The following is a 15,253-nucleotide window of genomic DNA, read 5'->3' as shown; positions in this document are numbered from 1 at the left end:
TTCCTTCATCGGATGCGTGTCCTTGGGTCCAGCAATTTATAAAGAACATCAGACAATAAATTCAAGCCCACGAAAATCGAGCCCACGATGATGGTGCCGCCCAGCACCGCATTCATGTCGGCGTTCTGCAGCGAGTTGGTGATGTACAGCCCAAGGCCCGGCCAGGCGAACACGGTTTCGGTCAGCACCGAGCCCTCCAGCAGGCCGGCATAGGACAGCGCGATCACCGTCACCAGCGGCACCATGGCATTGCGCAGCGCGTGGCGCCAGATGATGCGCGACTCGGACAGGCCCTTGGCGCGCGCGGCGATCACATACTCCTGCGCGAGCTCATTGAGCATGAAGGAGCGCGTCATGCGGCTGATATAGGCCAGCGCGAAATAGCCGAGCAGCGCGGCCGGCAATATCAGGTGCGAAAACACATTGCGAAAAGCCTCCCATTCGCCGGCCATGGCGGTGTCCAGCAGCAGCAGGCCGGTGACCGGCGTGAGCGTGTATTCGTAAGTCACATCGATGCGGCCCGGCCCCGAGACCCAGCCCAGGCGCGCATAAAACACCACCAGCGCCATCAGCCCCAGCCAGAAGATGGGCACTGAATAACCGACCAGGCCGATCACGCGCACCACCTGGTCCACCAGCTTGCCGCGCCGCACGGCCGCCCACACACCCAGCGGCACACCCAGGCCTGCGCCTATCAATATGCCCAGGCTGGCCAGTTCCAGCGTGGCCGGAAAGGCGCGTTTGATGTCCGTCATCACCGGGTTGGCGGTCAGCACCGAAGTGCCGAAGTCGCCCTTGAGCACCTTGCTGAGGTAGATGTAGAACTGCTGGTAGAGCGGCTTGTCCAGCCCCAACTCTTCACGCGCACGGGCGATCACATGGGCCGGCGCGCGGTCGCCCACGATGGCCAGCACCGGGTCGATCGGAATGACACGACCTATGAAAAATGTGACCGCAAGCAGGCCCAGGTAGGTGAGCAGTATCACCACCAGGAAGTTGGCAAAACTTTTGGCGTGGGGCGCCAGGCGTTGGCCGGCCGTGCGCGAAGCCACCGCACTGAGCGGCGTCACGCCGGCGGCCGTGGGGTCGGGGATGGCCAAAGTCGTGGAGCTGTCAGCGCTTGGATGCGTTGAACATGTAGTTGCTGTCGAAGGTGGGGCCCAGCTTCAGACCGTCCACATTGTTGCGGTAGGCCGCCACCTCGGTCTGCTGGTACAGCATGATGAAGGGGCTGGTCTTGCGGAACTCGGCCTGCAGCTCCTCGTACATCTTCTTGCGCTTGCCGGCATCGCGCTCCAGCACGGCGGCGTCCGACTGCTTGGTCAGCTCGGGAATCGCCCAGGCATTGCGCCAGGCCAGCGGCTTGGCCTTGGCGTCGTCGGCGTTGTCGGGGTTGCGCGTAAAGGTGTCGGCATTCGAATGCGGGTCCCAGTAGTCGGCGCCCCATTGGCCGATGTACATGTCGTGGGTGCGGGCACGGTACTTGGTCAGCGTCTGCTTGCCGTCGCCAGGGATGATCTCAATGTCTATGCCCGCCTGCTTGGCCGTCTGCTGGAAGGCCTCGGTGATGCCCTGCACCGGCTGTATGGTGCGCATATCGATGGTGACCTTGAAGCCGTTGGGCAGGCCCGCCTTGGCCAGCAGCTGCTTGGCCTTGGCGACGTCGAGTTTGTAGGGCTTGTCGGTGCTGGCACCCAGCAGGCCTTGCGGCAGGAAGTTCTGGTTGACCACGCCGATGTTTTTGATCAGCGTGTCGCCGATGGCGCCGTAATCGACCAGGTATTTCATGGCTTCGCGCACTTCGGGCTTGGCCAGGTTGGGGTTCTTCTGGTTCAGGCTGATGTAGTAGACCGTGCCCTTGGGGGTGGAAGTGAGCTTCACGTCCTTGTTGGCCGAGAGCGCCGCGATGTCCTGCGGGCTCAGGTTGCGGGCGATGTCGATGTCGCCTTTTTCCAGCAGCAGGCGCTGCGTGGCCGATTCCTTCACGTGGCGGTAGATCACGCGCGCCAGCTTGGGCTTGGGGCCGTAATAGTTGTCGTTGCGCTCCAGCGCCACGATTTCATTGGCGCGCCACTCGCGCAGCTTGAGCGGGCCGGAGCCGGCGTAGTTGGTCTTGAGCCAGGCATAACCCCAGTCGCCGTTGACCTCCTTGGACTGCACCAGCTTCATGTCGACAATGCCGGCCACATTGGCCGTCAGGCAGTTGAAGACAAAAGTCGGTGCGTAGGCCTTGTCGGTCTCCATGGTCAGCACGGTCGGGCTGGTGGCCTTGATCTTGTCCTTGACGTTGGCCTTGGAAAAGCCGAACTGCGTCAGGATGAAGGCCGGGGATTTGTCCAGCATCACGGCGCGCTGCAGCGAGTACGCCACCTCTTCCGCCGTGAGCGGATTGCCCGAGGCGAATTTCAGGCCGGGCTTGATCTCGAAGGTGTAGGTCTTGCCGTCGGCCGAAACATTCCAGGACTTGGCCACGTCGCCCACCAGCTTGGACGGGTCGTTCACGTCCAGGCGCAGCAGGCGGTCATAGGTGTTGCCCATGATTTCACCGGCGGACAGCTCAAAGGCCTCGGCCGGGTCCATGGTGATGATGTCGTCAAAACCGAAGGCCAGTACCAGCGTGTCTTTGGGCGTGGCGGCCAGCGCGGCGCCGGCGCCGCAGGCCAGCATGGCGGCCGCTGCCGTGGCACAAAGAACGCGGCGGCTGAAGAGGGGGAGGTGGTTCAAGATGGTTTCCTTCTGTTGGACGGTTCAAAAAGAATGCGCGGCACCGCTTGTGGCGGTTGCGCCCGAAGCCCTGGGAGGCGAGCACGAACCGTGCCCATGCACCCCGTTGTTGCCGCTGCAACTTGTACATACAAGCCAGACTTGCCTGACGCATTCTGCGCCGCGACCGGGGCTCGCCAACACCCGGGTTTTCCGCGATTGCCGGATGAACCAAAAAGGGGCGTCCATGCCATCCCCGCGGGTTCGCCCGGCCTGCCTCCGACGCCAGCGCTCATAAACGCCTGTTTACGGAGGAAAACACCTACCAAAAACCACCCTCTGCCGGCTTGACGCGAAATTTGGTGTAACGATACAGTAAATCGTTCTACAAAGAACACCGGGATTCCCCAGCGCACCGCAAAACACATCAGGAGACAAAAATGAGTTCACTTTCACGCCGCCGCTTTGTCCAGGCCACGTCCGCCGCCTCCGTTGCCGTGGCGACGGGGTTTCCGGGCCTGGCCAAGGCCCAGTCCACCGTCGCGCTGCGCCTGTCGTCCGCGCACCTGCCCGACCTCAATTCCTCGCACTTCGCCTGGCAGCAGCTCATGGAGGCCAACCTCAAGAAGGCCGTGGGCGACAAGATACGCATCGACTACTTTCCCAACAACCAGCTCGGCAAGGAGAGCGACGTGGTGCAGCAGGTCAAGGTCGGTTCCATCGACATGATGCTGACCGGCTCGTCCATCTGGGCCACGGTGACGCCGCAGCTGGGCATGCTGGACCTGGGCTACCTCTTCGACAGCTACGAGCACGTGGCCAAGGCGCTGGACAGCGGCGTGGGCGCCAAACTCAACGAGATGCTGCAAAAAAGCACCGGCTGCCAGGTCATCACCTGGAGCGCGCACTACGGCGCCCGCAACGTCTACACCAAGCAGCCGGTCAAGTCGCTGGCCGACATCAAGAACGTCAAGCTGCGCGTGCTGCCGACACCGGCCTTTATCGAGACATTCAAGATCATGGGCGCGATTCCCACGCCGATTTCCTTCGGCGAGCTTTACATGGCCGCGCAGACCGGCGTGGTCGACGGTTTTGAGCATGATTCGGGCACGGTGCTGGCCAGCAAGCTCAACGAGGTCGTCAAGCATTGCTGGATGACCGAGCACCTGTTCAGCCCCATGGTCTGCATCATGGGCAAGCGCGGCGTAGAGCGTATCCCCGCCGAACTGCGCCCGGCCTTCATGAAGGCCGCCGCCGATTCGACGGTGCAGTTGCGCAAGACCGGCACCGAAAAAGGCCTGCAGGGCATAGAAGACCTGAAGAAACTCGGCATCACTTTCACGCCTATGGCCAAAAACGAGCGCGACCAGGTGCGCAAGGAAATGGAAACCAAACTCTGGGCCGGCTTTGCCAAGCAATACCCTGAAACCGCGCCGCTGTTCACGGCCATCAGCGCGGCGCGGGGCTGAGCATGGAAGCCAGCCTGTCGGCGGCCCTGCCCGGTACCGCAACCCCTACTCACAATCCGGTGCACGCATCCGCGCCCGGCTTCAGCGTCGGACATTCGCCCGGCCGCTGGCTGGCCTGGCTGATGCGCATGACGGAGTACGCCGCGGGCGTGGTGCTGGCCGTCGACGTGCTGGTGGTGTTTGCCTCGGTGGTATTCCGCTACTTCCTGCACGAGCCCTTCGACTGGGCCGAGGAAGTGGCGCGCGCGCTGATGATCGTGCTGGTGTTTTTCGGCGCGGCCACGGTACTGGCACGCAGCCAGCATGTGGGGGTGGACATCTTCCGCGGCCTCTTGCCCGCGCGCTGGCAGCCTGCTCTGATCCAGTTCGCGAGCTGGATCATCGTGGCCGTCTCGGCCTGCCTGTTCATTTCGTCCATCGGCCTGCTGGTGGACTCCTGGTCCAGCACCACGCCCATAGGCCTGCCGCAGTGGATTTACACCTTCCCGGTGGTCATTGGCAGCCTGTTCATGACGATGTTCGGGCTGGCCAACGCGGTCAACGGCCCTTCGCGCGTGGTCTGGTCCACGCTGGGAATCGGCATCGCCATGGTGGCGGCGGTGGTGGGCTGGAACCTGCTGCTGCCGGGCCTGGCCATCAAGCCCTGGATGCTGCTGACCGCCGGCTTCCTGGGCGGCCTGCTGCTGGGCGTGCCGATTGCCTTTGTGCTGGCCCTGTCTTCGCTGGTGTTCTTCATGGCCGACCCGTCCCTGCCCATGCTGGTGTATTCGCAGCAGGTCATGGCCGGCACCGACCACTACGTGCTGCTGGCGATTCCCTTCTTTGTGCTGGCCGGCCTCCTGATGGAGTCCAACGGCATGTCGTCCCGCCTCATTGAACTGCTGCTGCGCATGTTCGGCCGGGTGCGCGGCGGGCTGGGGCTGATCACCATCACGGCGACCGCTTTCTTCTCGGGCGTGTCGGGCTCCAAGCTGGCCGACATCGCGGCGGTGGGCGGCATCATCATGCCGGCCGTGCGCAAAACCAAACAGGACCCGAACGAAACCGCGGGCCTCCTGGCCTGCACCGCCGTGATGGCCGAAACGATTCCGCCCTGCATCAACATGATCATCATGGGGTTTGTCGCCAACATCTCGATTGCCGGCCTCTTTATGGCCGGGCTGGTGCCGGCCGCCGTGCTGGCGCTGTCGCTGGCGGCGGTGACGGTTTATGTGGGCACGCGCATCAACCCCGACGAGGCTTTTGACGTGCGCACGCCGATGCTGCGCCTGCTGGGCGGCGCCATGGTGGCGCTGGTGATGGTGGCCATGATAGGCAAGGGCGTGACCTCGGGCGTGGCGACTTCCACCGAGGTGTCGGCCTTTGCCGTGGTCTACGCGCTGGTGGTGGGCTGGATGGCGTTTCGCGAACTCACGGTGAAATCGGTGGCGCAGCTCTTTGTACGTTCCGCCTCCATGGCCGGCGGCATCCTCTTTATCGTGGCGGCGGCGTCCAGCGTGTCCTTCGCGCTGACTATCCAGCAGATTCCGCAATACCTGTCGACCTTCATGATCGGCTTTGCGCATTCCTACGGCAGCACCATGTTCGTGCTGCTGTCGGTGCTGATCATGATCGTCTTCGGCGCCGTGCTGGAAGGTGCGCCCGCGCTGATCATCTTCGGCCCCCTGCTGACGCCGATTGCCGCGCAGTTGGGCGTCAATCCACTGCATTTTGGGACCGTCATGGTGATTGCCATGGGATTGGGCTTGTTCGCGCCGCCGGTCGGGCTGGGCTTGTTTGCCACCTGCGCCATCACCGGCACGCACGTCAAGGACGTGGCCCGGCCCATGATGAAATACCTGGCAGTGCTGTTCGTCACGCTTATCCTGCTGGTGCTGGTGCCGCAGTTTTCACTCTGGCTGCCGACCCGCATGGGTCTGTGAAAATGCGGATAAATCTACTGCGCAACCAGCACACGCATTCAAAAAGACAGGACAAAAAACGTGAGCAAGATCCGAGATGTCGCCAGCCTGGCCGGGGTTTCCACCAGCACCGTTTCCAACGTGCTCAACGGCCGTGCCAACCGCATGGCCGCCGAGACGCTGGCGCGCGTGGAAGCCGCGATCGCCCAGCTCAAGTACCGGCCCAACTCCACGGCGCGCCAGCTCAAGACCGGCTACACGCCGCTGATAGGCCTCTTGGTGCCGTCCATGGCCAACCCCATGTACGGCTTCATCGCGCGCGAGATCGAAACCCTGGCGCAGGAGCGCTACGGCTTTCGCATCATGATAGGCAACACCTACCGCGACAGGGACAAGGAAACTCGCTTCTTCGAAGACCTGCTGGCCCACGGCGTGCGCGGCGTGATCATCATCTCCTCGCTGATCGATGAGCAGCACGTGGAGGACGCAGCCGAACGCGGCATGGTGATGGTGAGCTACGACAGGCGCGCCACGCCGAATAGGCGTTCCATCGTCGACCACGTCACGGTGGACAGCTTCGAGTCGGCGCGCATCGCCACACAGCACCTGATAGACCTGGGCCACCGCCGCCTGGCTTTCGTCACGCCGGCCGGCCGCACCATGAGCCGCAACGAAAAAATCGCCGGCTTCCTGTCGGCCGCCAAAAGCGCGGGGCTGGAAGGCAGCGCCCACGTGGTCGAAGGCACGCCGGTCGACGAGTACGGGGACTCCATGATGAGCGAGGTCGGCCGCGCCCAGGCCGGCCTGCTGGCCAAACTGCCCGAACGGCCTACCGGCGTGATCGGCGTCAACGACCTGATGGCCTTCGGCCTGATGGCGGGCTTCCGTGACGCGGGGCTTGCCGTCCCCGAAGACGTGTCGGTGATCGGCATCGACAATGTGTTCCTCTCCACCCTGATGCACCCGGCCATGACCAGCGTGCGCCTGCCGGTGCCCGAGATGGCGCAGGTCATGGTGGAACGCGTGATGAGCCGGCTCGCTGACCCTTCCATAGAGACCCAGGAATACATCTTCCAGCCCACGCTGGTGGCGCGCGATTCAGTCGCCGCGTACCGCGCGGGCAAGCGCTGACCGTCAGCGACAGATACAACACAAGGCTTTTGAATGACAACGGTTTTTGTCAGCCACCCTCAGAGCAAGCTCGACCACTATTTCGGCGACCGCGCGACCGCTGCCCTGCGCGCCATTGCCGACGTGCGCTTCAATCCCGGCGACACCGACCTTTCCTCCAGCGAACTGGCGGCGCTGGCGGCTGATTGCGAAGTCATCATTTCCTACCGCCAGACGGTGGGCGATGAGGCGCTGTTCGCTGCGCTGCCCCGCCTGCTGGCCTTTGTGCGCTGCGCCATCGACATCCGCAACATCGACGTGCCGGCCGCCAGCCGCCACGGCGTGCTGGTCACCCAGGCGAGCGCGGGTTTTATCGCCGCGGTCAGCGAATGGATCGTCGGCGTGATGATTGACCTGAGCCGCCACATCAGCAGGGCCGCGGCCGACTACCACGCGGGCGGGCCCGTGGTGCCCACCATGGGCCGCGAGCTGCGCGGCGCCACGCTGGGCATCATTGGTTATGGGCAGATCAGCCGCTACCTGTGCGACGTGGCGCTGGCGCTGGGCATGCGCATCGTGGTGCACGACCCCTACACGCCCACGGGCCGCAAGGAACTTGAACAGGTCGAGCTGATGCCTTTGCTGCAGCGTTCCGACTATGTGGTCTGCCTGGCCGCCGCGACGGAAGCCACAGAAAACATGATGGACGCGAAGGCCTTCGCCGCCATGAAGCCCGGGGCCTTTTTTATCAATGCCTCGCGCGGCAACCTGGTCGATGACGATGCACTGCTGGCGGCGCTGGATGCCGGCACGATCGCCGGCTGCGCAGTCGACGTGGGCCGCGCGCCCGACCAAATGCCCTCACCACGTGTGGCCGCGCACCCGCGCGTGATCGCCTCCCCGCATATCGGCGGCCTTACGCCACCCGCGGTCGAACACCAGGCCATGGAAACCGTGGCACAGGTGGCCGAGCTGTTGCAGGGCCGCGCGCCACAGGGGGCGGTGAACGCGGCGCAGGCCACGCGCTGGCAGCAAGCCACCCAGGCACCGCAGCCGGCCTGAGCCTGGTGCCGTATCAAACCCTTTTGCGAAAGCGCTCTTTTCATGCAAGCCACCCAGAACACCACCTACCCCGGCGCCTGCGATTGCCATGTGCACATCTACGAAGACAAATACCCGATGGTGCCCAATGTGGCCTGGGTGCCGCCGCACTTGCCGGTGGCCACGTACCGCGAAGTGCAAAACGCACTGGGCCTGAGCCGCGCAGTCATCGTCCAGCCCTCGGCCTATGGCTTTGACAACAGTTGCACGCTGGACGCCGTGGCCCAGCTCGGCGAGTCGGGCCGCGGCATCGCGCTGGTGGCGCCCGAGGTGACCGATGCCGAGCTCAAGCACCTGGACGACGGGGGCATTTGCGGCGTGCGCTACATGATGATCAACCCGGTGCTGCCGTGGGCGTCACTGGAACCCATGGCCGCGCGCATGGCGGCGATGGACTGGATGGTCAATCTGCAACTCGACGGCCGAAATTTCCCCGAGCATGAAGAGATGCTCAAGCGCCTGCCCTGCAAGCTCGTGATAGACCACAACGGCAAGTTCCTGGAGCCCGTCAAACCGGACCATCCTTCGTTTCAGTCGCTGCTGCGCGTGCTGGATACCGGGAATGTGTGGATCAAACTGTCGGCGCCGTATGAGACCTCGAAAATCGGCGCGCCCGGCTACGAAGACGTGAGCCTGATTGCGCGCACGCTGGCCGAGAAGTTTCCTGAGCGCTGCCTCTGGGCGAGTAACTGGCCGCACCCCGGGCGCAATCCGCCGCCGTCCGAAGTTGGCCTTTATGACCTGCTGGTTTCGTGGGTACCGTCGGACGCGGTGCGAAGGAAGATTCTGGTGGACAACCCGGCGGCGTTGTACGGGTTTCGGTGAATCCTGATGGTTTGGCTTCTAGGCCAATGCTGCGGAAAGTGATGCAAAACGCGAAGGGGCCTGCGCTTTAAGCGTTCTTCCTCCGAGACCCCACAAGAGAAGGCAACGAAATAAGAACCGCCACAGAAACCACCACGAAAAATGTCAGAAACAGGGTCATTTCGAATGACCGCGACTTCCACTCTTCCAGCAACTCCGCATCTGATCGTGCATGAAGCAGGTGAGCGCCTTCACGAATCTCGGCGACGACAAGCTGGTCACCGTACAACCCGGGCATGGACACTCTTTCGGCAACCACTTGTCGGCCCTCATGCCATTTGCCGCACACATCACCGCCATAGGCCGACCCGGTGCAGTACACATACTGGTTGCCGATTTTTGTCATCGGGTTCTTGCGACCTGCACTGGAGTGTTCTACGACGTATTTTCCGGACACCGGCGGCCCGCGCAGCAACTTCGCTTCAGGCGGATGCGCAATGGCGTTCACAGCCATGTTCAGCCCCACAAAGACGACAACCCCAAAAAATCCGGCGCACAACATGGGCTTGGCGTAGGAAGGGCTCCAGAAAGGCCGCCTCAGCGTGGGTAAATCGTCCATGCTAGGCCAGTGACGCTGGGGCGTTGTTGGACCGGCGGTTTACCCGCGCGCAGCTTCCAGCATGTCGCGGGTCTTGCGTGCTTCAAGGCGTGCTGCGTCGGCAAAATCGTCTCCCGACGAGGCGTACAGAATTGCGCGCGACGAATTGACAATGATGGGCGCACCGGCACGCCAGCCAGCCTTGACGGTGGCGACGGCATCGCCGCCCTGCGCGCCCACGCCGGGTATCAGCAAGGGCAGCGTAGGCGCCACGGTACGCACACGTTCAATCTCGGTGGGGTAGGTCGCGCCCACCACCAGTCCAAGCTGGCCGTTAAGGTTCCAAGGCCCTTGCGCCAGGCGCGCCACGTGTTCGTACAGCAGCGGCTGGCCCTCAATGGAAGCAAAGCGCTGGTTCTGCAAATCGTCGCCGCCGGGATTGGAGGTGCGGCACAGCAAAAACGCGCCCTTGCCTTGGTATTTCAGATAGGGCGCGACCGAGTCAAAACCCATGAAGGGGGAAAGCGTCACCGCGTCGGCGCCGTAGCGCTCGAACGCTTCTTTCGCGTACTGCTCGGCGGTGGAGCCTATGTCACCGCGCTTGGCGTCCAGGATGATGGGCACTTGCGGTGCGACGCGGCGCATGTGTTCCATCAGGCGTTCGAGCTGGCCTTCAGCGCGGTGGGCCGCGAAGTAGGCGATTTGCGGCTTGAAGGAAATCACCAGGTCGGCGGTGGCATCGACGATCGCGGCGCAAAAATCGTAAATCTTGTTGGCGTCGCCCTTGAGCTTGCCGGGGAATTTGGTCGGCTCCGGGTCCAGGCCGACGCAGAGCATGGAATGGTTCTGGCGTTCTGCGGCGCCCAGCATGTCGAGGAAGGTCATACCCATATTGTAAGAAGGTGGCTCTTCAGCAGGTTTTGCCCCAAACCGGGACAATCGCGCAAACCATCGCCCACCCTCTGCATGCAACTCTCCCAACGCCAACTGATACTCCTGGTCCTGCTCACCCTGGTCTGGGGCCTGAACTGGCCGGTGATGAAGATGGGCGTCGCGGACTACCCGCCGCTGACCTTTCGCGCGATCTCGATCTGGCTGGGCATTCCGGTGCTGGGCCTGGCGATGGTGCTGCTCAAGGTGCCGTTTTTGGTACCGCGCGACAAATGGCGCGAACTGTTCTGGCTGGCAGCGGCCAATATGTTTGTCTGGCATGCACTCATCATCCTGGCGGTGAAAAACCTCAGCAGCGGGCGTGCCGCCATCCTGGGCTATACCATGCCGATTTTTTCGGCGCTGCTGGGCGCCTGGTTTTTCGGCGCGAAACTGAAACCGCGCAACTGGCTGGGTGTGGCTGCCGCGGCGCTGGGCGTGGCCCTGCTGCTCTGGTATGAGCTGACCAATCTCTCGGGCCGGCCGCTCGGCGTGCTGTGCGCATTGGTGGCGGCGGCCACGTGGGCACTGGGCACACAAATGCTGCGCAAGACCACGATACCCACCGCGACACTCACACTGTCCTTCTGGATGACAGTGATGACAGCCTTCGTGATGACGGTGCTGGGAACGGCATTTGAAATGCCGCAGTGGAAAGCGCCGTCGCCCACGGCCTGGGCGGCGATTGTCTACAACGCGGTGCTGATCTTCGGTTTTGCGCACGCGGCCTGGTTCACACTGGCGCGCGCGCTGCCGCCTGTGGCCTCGACGCTGAGCGTGATGATGATTCCCATCCTTGGCGTGTTTTCAGGCGCGCTGGGCCTGGGTGAAGTGCTGCACTGGCAGGACTGGGCTGCGGTGCTGCTGATGGTGGCGGCGATCGCTTCGGTGCTGGCGCCCAGCCGTCCGCTTGCTGAAAAAGGCTGAAAGAGGAATCAGGCGGCAACCCGGCTCATTGCCAGGCACAGGTCGTCCCAGGCCTTGGCCTTGTCGGACGGGTTGCGCAGCAAATAGGTGGCGTCATATGTCACCACCGCCTGCGCGCCGTGCAGGGCATGCACCTGGCCGCGCAATCTGCCGAAAGGCTCATTGGACTGCAGCAAGGCTTGCGCGGCCAGGCGCCCCATGACCAGCACGATGTCGGGCTGCGCGCTGGCCAGCAGGGCCGGCAGCGCCTCGGGCAGGGCGGCGCCCACACCAGCCGCAGCGCCGCGCACCAGCGGCGCGAGCAGCACCACGCCGGCCTTGTGCAGGCGGGCGGCGCGCAGCATGTTGTCAAGCAGCTTGCCGGCATCGCCCTCGAAAGGGCTGAAGGGTTCGCGCTGCAGCGCGGCCGCCGGCGTTTCAGCCAGCACCAGCCAGCGTGCGCCCTCGGCATGGGCGGCCTCGGCATACAAAGCCTGGGCCGTGCCCATGCTCCAGGCGCCTGAGATATTGGGTGCGGCGGCTTCACGCGCTTCGGCGATCGGAGCGGCCACCGGCGCACGAGGGGGCGGGGTGCGCACAGGCGGCGGTGCTTCACGCATGGCCGGGGGCGCAACCGGCCTGGTTTCCGGCAGGGCCGCAGCGGGGTTTGCCGCTGCGGCGGCGCGGGCCACAGCCACGTCGATCACCGCTTCGGCCGCAGGCGCCGCCTGCGGCAGCCACACGCGCACGCCCATCTCGCGCAGCATGGCACGGTGGCGCTTGCTCAGTTCCATGCTCATAGCGCCAGGCTCATGACCACGGCGTCTTCGCGCGCGGATGCGCCGGCCGGGTAGTAATTGCGCCGCGTGCCGACGTGGCGAAAGCCGTAGCATTCGTACACCGCCTTGGCGCGCGCATTGCTCACGCGCACTTCCAGCCACAACCATTGCGCGCCCTGGGCGCGCGACCACATCGCCAGCCCGTCAAGCATGACACGGGCCCAGCCCTGTCGCTGGTGTTCGGGCGCAACGGTGATGTTGAGCAGGTGCACCTCGTCCACGCCCTTCATGGCCACGAAGTAGCCCAGCAGTTCGGCGTCGGGCGAAGTGCCGGCAGTCAGCAACTGAGCCTGGTAGCCGGCATTGAGCGAATCGCTGAAGTTGCCCTTGGTCCAGGGTTGAAGGTAGGCGCTTTCCTCCACCCGCAGCACCGCATCCAGCCATTGAGGGGTCATGGCTTCGAACTGGGCTTCGAGGGGTTTGAGGATGGCGTTCATGGTGAAAGGGGCGGGACCTCAGCAAGGAGCTTGGCGGCCTTGACCCGCTCGCGCTCCTCGGTGGTGAGCGCTACTTTATCGCGAACGTAAAGCGGCAGGGCAAGCTCGGCGCTCACGCAGTGCCCAGCGGCGGCCAGCACCGGCGCCAGGCGCAGCAAGGCGGCGGCCGTGGGCAGGGCTTCGGCCTGTGCCGGCATGGCGGCCGGCAGGCGCCCGGCGTAAACGGCAAACACATTACCGGCGAGAAAATCGACACCAGCGCCGGGCACAAAGTGCTCGGGCCGGACCAGTTCGCACTCTCCCAGCGCCCGGCACTGCCCGCCACTGAACTCAAAGCTTTGCACATACATCTCGTCCATGCGCGCATCAAGCAGCGCCGTGACGGTAAGCGGCGTGGCGGCGGCCTGCGGGCCATTGCGCTGAAAACGCGCTTCCTCGGCCACAGCCATGAGCGTATCGATGGGCAGCACAGGCATGCCCGCGCCGTTCCGCGCGCCCAGCGCCAGGCCCTGGGCCACGGCGCAGGCGGTGCGCAGCCCGGTGAATGATCCAGGGCCGCGCCCGAAGGCGATGGCATCGAGTTCGCCCAAAGCCAGGCCCGCCTCGGCCAGTAACGCGAGGACGGCGGGGATCAACGTGGTCGAGGCCTGCGCGCCACCGGGGCCGCTGTGCTGCCAGGTCCGCACGCCGTCGGTCACGGCCACCGACATGCGGTCGGTGCTGGTGTCAAAGGCGAGGAATTTTGAAAAGGGACGCATGCGGTAGCCGGACGGGTATATGCACCTGATTATCCCCGCCAATGGCAGCGGGCAGCCGCGATAATCCTCTCATGACCCAAGACCCGCCGCGCCTGCGCGCGCAGCATTCTGCAGCGTTGGGCGTACTGGCCGCCGCGCTGATCGCCACACTGCCTTTCGTCCCGAGCGCCGCCCTGGCGCAAGCGCCGCGGCTGCCCGCCTCGATTGAAAAAGCCCTGGCACGCGCCAAGGTGCCGCGCGACGCGGTGTCCATGCTGGTGGTCGAAGCGGCCGGCGGCAAGCCTGTGCCGCGCCTGAGCTGGCGCATCGACACGCCCATGAACCCGGCATCGGTCATGAAGCTGGTCACCACGTATTCGGCGCTCGATGCACTGGGGCGCGATTTCACCTGGAAGACCCGCGTCATCCTCGACGGCAGCACCTCCGGCGGGCTGCTCAGCGRCAATCTGGTGGTGCAGGGCGGGGGCGACCCCAAGCTCGTTGTCGAGCGCCTGCAGGCCATGCTGGCCGAGGTGCAGGCCGGCGGCGCGCGGGTGGTTCGCGGTGACATCGTGCTGGACCGCAGCGCCTTCAGCGTGCCCGCCACCGACCCCGGCGAGTTCGACGGCGAGCCGCTGCGGCCTTACAACGCGCGTCCCGATGCGCTGCTCGTCAACTTCAAGTCCATCGTGATGACCTTCACGCCGGACCTGCCCGGCGGCCGTGCACTGGTGCGCTACGAGCCGCCGCTGGCGGGCGTGCAGGTGGGCGCCAGCGTGCCCCTGGTGCGCGTGGCCCGCTGCGGCGACTGGCGCAGCGAACTGCGCGCCAGCGTCGAGAACCCCGTCAACATCGAATTCCTCGGCACCTATTCATCGGCCTGCGGTGAAAAGATCTGGCCCAGCGCGTATGCCGACCCGGCGAGCTTTGCCGCGCGCGCCATCGAGGGCTCATGGCGGCAACTGGGCGGCCTGCTCACCGGCACGACGCGCGACGCCACACCGCAGGAACTTGCCATGCTGCGCCGCACCGGCACGATCTCGGGCGAAAAGGCCGCGATACGGTTTGAGCACCAGTCGCCGCCGCTGCTGGAAGTCGTGCGCGACATCAACAAATATTCGAACAACGTGATGGCGCAGCACGTCTTCCTGACGCTGGGACTGCAGGCCAATCTCGGGCAGCCCAAAAGCGGCACGCTCGAGTCGGCGCGCGCCGCGCTGGCCGCCTGGTGGAAGAAGAACCTGCAGGGCACGCCGCCGCCGCTGATGGACAACGGCTCGGGCCTGAGCCGCGATGAGCGCGTGACGGCGGCGGGCCTCTCGGCCCTGCTGCTGCATGCCGCAAAAAGCCCGCTGGCCGCCGACCTGGCCGATTCGCTGCCGGTGGCGGGGGTGGATGGCACGCTGCGCGAGCGCGGCAAGGGCGTGGCAGGCCAGGCCTTTCTGAAGACCGGCTCGCTGCGCGACGTGACCGCGATCGCGGGCTATGCCAACGGCCACAGCGGCACGCGCTACATCGTGGTGGGGCTCATCAACCATCCGAACGCCGGCGCCGCGCGCCCGGCGCTGGACGCGCTGCTGGAATGGACGGTCAAAGAGACGGCCCGTTAGGGTCATCACTACTGTGTTCGCAAATGCGAACAGGGTGAAAACTTCGCGCGCGGAGCCGGCCAAGTTATCCCTGCGGGGTGTGGACAAAGCTGTTGATGACCGCACGGC

General features: G+C 64.7%; 14 protein-coding genes. 7 read left to right on the top strand and 7 right to left on the bottom strand.

Annotated features, from left to right (window positions below):
• Positions 1 to 5 precede the first annotated feature (5 nt).
• Positions 6 to 1,100: an ABC transporter permease gene (locus AC1DXS_RS00435; protein ID WP_477735626.1), complete on the bottom strand. Its 1,095-nt coding sequence runs from the start codon at positions 1,098 to 1,100 to the stop codon at positions 6 to 8.
• A gap of 13 nt (positions 1,101 to 1,113) precedes the next feature.
• A complete protein-coding gene (locus tag AC1DXS_RS00430; protein ID WP_477735801.1) occupies positions 1,114 to 2,667 on the bottom strand; it encodes an ABC transporter substrate-binding protein in 1,554 nt (517 codons plus the stop codon).
• Between the two features lie 476 nt (positions 2,668 to 3,143).
• Here AC1DXS_RS00430 and AC1DXS_RS00425 point away from each other — a divergent pair, with 476 nt between their 5' ends.
• Genes AC1DXS_RS00425 through AC1DXS_RS00405 form a run of 5 tightly spaced genes read left to right on the top strand, consistent with a single transcriptional unit; the run spans position 3,144 to position 9,109 of the window.
• Positions 3,144 to 4,172 carry a TRAP transporter substrate-binding protein gene (locus AC1DXS_RS00425; protein ID WP_477735625.1) on the top strand — a complete coding sequence of 343 codons (1,029 nt, stop codon included), beginning with the start codon at positions 3,144 to 3,146 and terminating at the stop codon, positions 4,170 to 4,172.
• Between the two features lie 2 nt (positions 4,173 to 4,174).
• A complete protein-coding gene (locus tag AC1DXS_RS00420) occupies positions 4,175 to 6,094 on the top strand; it encodes a TRAP transporter large permease (protein WP_477735624.1) in 1,920 nt (639 codons plus the stop codon).
• A 60-nt stretch (positions 6,095 to 6,154) separates the two neighbouring features.
• The gene (locus AC1DXS_RS00415; RefSeq protein ID WP_477735623.1) at positions 6,155 to 7,204 is read left to right on the top strand and encodes a LacI family DNA-binding transcriptional regulator; all 1,050 of its coding nucleotides are present in this window, start codon (positions 6,155 to 6,157) and stop codon (positions 7,202 to 7,204) included.
• Positions 7,205 to 7,237: 33 nt separating this feature from the next.
• Positions 7,238 to 8,245 carry an NAD(P)-dependent oxidoreductase gene (locus AC1DXS_RS00410; RefSeq protein WP_477735622.1) on the top strand — a complete coding sequence of 336 codons (1,008 nt, stop codon included), beginning with the start codon at positions 7,238 to 7,240 and terminating at the stop codon, positions 8,243 to 8,245.
• A 42-nt stretch (positions 8,246 to 8,287) separates the two neighbouring features.
• Positions 8,288 to 9,109 carry an amidohydrolase family protein gene (locus AC1DXS_RS00405; RefSeq protein ID WP_477735621.1) on the top strand — a complete coding sequence of 274 codons (822 nt, stop codon included), beginning with the start codon at positions 8,288 to 8,290 and terminating at the stop codon, positions 9,107 to 9,109.
• A 67-nt stretch (positions 9,110 to 9,176) separates the two neighbouring features.
• Here the strand turns inward: AC1DXS_RS00405 and AC1DXS_RS00400 are convergent, their stop codons facing one another.
• Both AC1DXS_RS00400 and pyrF read right to left on the bottom strand, forming a co-directional pair.
• A complete protein-coding gene (locus AC1DXS_RS00400; protein ID WP_477735620.1) occupies positions 9,177 to 9,707 on the bottom strand; it encodes a hypothetical protein in 531 nt (176 codons plus the stop codon).
• A 39-nt stretch (positions 9,708 to 9,746) separates the two neighbouring features.
• Entirely contained in the window at positions 9,747 to 10,571 is an 825-nt protein-coding gene (pyrF, locus tag AC1DXS_RS00395; protein WP_477735619.1) for an orotidine-5'-phosphate decarboxylase, read from the bottom strand.
• Between the two features lie 81 nt (positions 10,572 to 10,652).
• On the opposite strand from pyrF, the gene AC1DXS_RS00390 reads away from it, so the two are divergent.
• Positions 10,653 to 11,543, top strand: coding sequence for a DMT family transporter (locus tag AC1DXS_RS00390; RefSeq protein ID WP_477735618.1), 891 nt, complete (start codon positions 10,653 to 10,655; stop codon positions 11,541 to 11,543).
• 8 nt (positions 11,544 to 11,551) lie between these two features.
• On the opposite strand, the gene AC1DXS_RS00385 is transcribed toward AC1DXS_RS00390, so the two are convergent.
• The 3 genes from AC1DXS_RS00385 to tsaB are packed head-to-tail and all read right to left on the bottom strand — an operon-like array spanning position 11,552 to position 13,556.
• Positions 11,552 to 12,322 carry a uracil-DNA glycosylase family protein gene (locus AC1DXS_RS00385; RefSeq protein ID WP_477735617.1) on the bottom strand — a complete coding sequence of 257 codons (771 nt, stop codon included), beginning with the start codon at positions 12,320 to 12,322 and terminating at the stop codon, positions 11,552 to 11,554.
• Positions 12,319 to 12,798: a ribosomal protein S18-alanine N-acetyltransferase gene (gene rimI, locus AC1DXS_RS00380; protein ID WP_477735616.1), complete on the bottom strand. Its 480-nt coding sequence runs from the start codon at positions 12,796 to 12,798 to the stop codon at positions 12,319 to 12,321. Before rimI ends, AC1DXS_RS00385 begins: the two co-directional genes overlap by 4 nt.
• Entirely contained in the window at positions 12,795 to 13,556 is a 762-nt protein-coding gene (gene tsaB, locus AC1DXS_RS00375; RefSeq protein ID WP_477735615.1) for a tRNA (adenosine(37)-N6)-threonylcarbamoyltransferase complex dimerization subunit type 1 TsaB, read from the bottom strand. The genes rimI and tsaB overlap by 4 nt, the downstream gene beginning before the upstream one ends.
• Before the next feature lie 71 nt (positions 13,557 to 13,627).
• Between tsaB and dacB the strand changes: the two genes are divergently transcribed.
• Positions 13,628 to 15,145 (top strand): D-alanyl-D-alanine carboxypeptidase/D-alanyl-D-alanine endopeptidase, encoded by a 1,518-nt coding sequence (gene dacB / locus AC1DXS_RS00370; protein ID WP_477735614.1) that lies wholly within the window; start codon positions 13,628 to 13,630, stop codon positions 15,143 to 15,145.
• Positions 15,146 to 15,253: the final 108 nt, after the last annotated feature.

Source organism: Polaromonas sp. P3_B1, assembly GCF_056402935.1.
Note: the sequence above shows the minus strand (reverse complement) of the source record. Positions and strands in the feature narration are given on the sequence as shown.

Coding starts and splice junctions, on each gene's coding strand:
- AC1DXS_RS00400 (WP_477735620.1), bottom strand. CDS start 9,707: ATGGACGATTTACCCACGCTGAGGCGGCCTTTCTGGAGCCCTTCCTAC.
- pyrF (WP_477735619.1), bottom strand. CDS start 10,571: ATGACCTTCCTCGACATGCTGGGCGCCGCAGAACGCCAGAACCATTCC.
- AC1DXS_RS00425 (WP_477735625.1), top strand. CDS start 3,144: ATGAGTTCACTTTCACGCCGCCGCTTTGTCCAGGCCACGTCCGCCGCC.
- AC1DXS_RS00420 (WP_477735624.1), top strand. CDS start 4,175: ATGGAAGCCAGCCTGTCGGCGGCCCTGCCCGGTACCGCAACCCCTACT.
- rimI (WP_477735616.1), bottom strand. CDS start 12,798: ATGAACGCCATCCTCAAACCCCTCGAAGCCCAGTTCGAAGCCATGACC.
- AC1DXS_RS00405 (WP_477735621.1), top strand. CDS start 8,288: ATGCAAGCCACCCAGAACACCACCTACCCCGGCGCCTGCGATTGCCAT.
- tsaB (WP_477735615.1), bottom strand. CDS start 13,556: ATGCGTCCCTTTTCAAAATTCCTCGCCTTTGACACCAGCACCGACCGC.
- AC1DXS_RS00390 (WP_477735618.1), top strand. CDS start 10,653: ATGCAACTCTCCCAACGCCAACTGATACTCCTGGTCCTGCTCACCCTG.
- AC1DXS_RS00410 (WP_477735622.1), top strand. CDS start 7,238: ATGACAACGGTTTTTGTCAGCCACCCTCAGAGCAAGCTCGACCACTAT.
- AC1DXS_RS00430 (WP_477735801.1), bottom strand. CDS start 2,667: ATGCTGGCCTGCGGCGCCGGCGCCGCGCTGGCCGCCACGCCCAAAGAC.
- AC1DXS_RS00385 (WP_477735617.1), bottom strand. CDS start 12,322: ATGAGCATGGAACTGAGCAAGCGCCACCGTGCCATGCTGCGCGAGATG.